Origin of the sequence: Rugamonas apoptosis, assembly GCF_014042355.1 — a bacterium.
GTDB lineage: Bacteria > Pseudomonadota > Gammaproteobacteria > Burkholderiales > Burkholderiaceae_D > Rugamonas > Rugamonas apoptosis.
Genome location: NZ_JACEZU010000072.1, coordinates 1 through 255, shown reverse-complemented (window position 1 = coordinate 255; position 255 = coordinate 1). Strand labels below are relative to the sequence as shown.

General features: G+C 65.1%; 1 pseudogene. It reads left to right on the top strand.

Annotated elements, in window-relative coordinates:
• Positions 1-255: pseudogene (locus H3H39_RS27475) on the top strand (efflux RND transporter periplasmic adaptor subunit); the annotation flags it as partial.

The window sequence follows — 255 nt, the reverse complement described above, 5'->3', positions numbered from 1 at the left end:
ATTTCCAGCCAGGGTGGAGCGGGTAGGGCAGACGCTGGACCCGATCACCCACCGCATCCAGGTGCGCTGCGCGGTGGATAACGCCGACCTGCGCCTGAAGCCGGAAATGTTCGCCCGCGTGTCGTTCTTGGCGCGCGATGGCGCCCACAAGGCCGTGCAACTGCCCAACAGCAGCCTGTTCGTGGAAGGGCGCTATGAATATGTGTACGTGGAGGTTCACCCGGGCACGTTCCAGAAGCGCCGCGTCGGCATCGC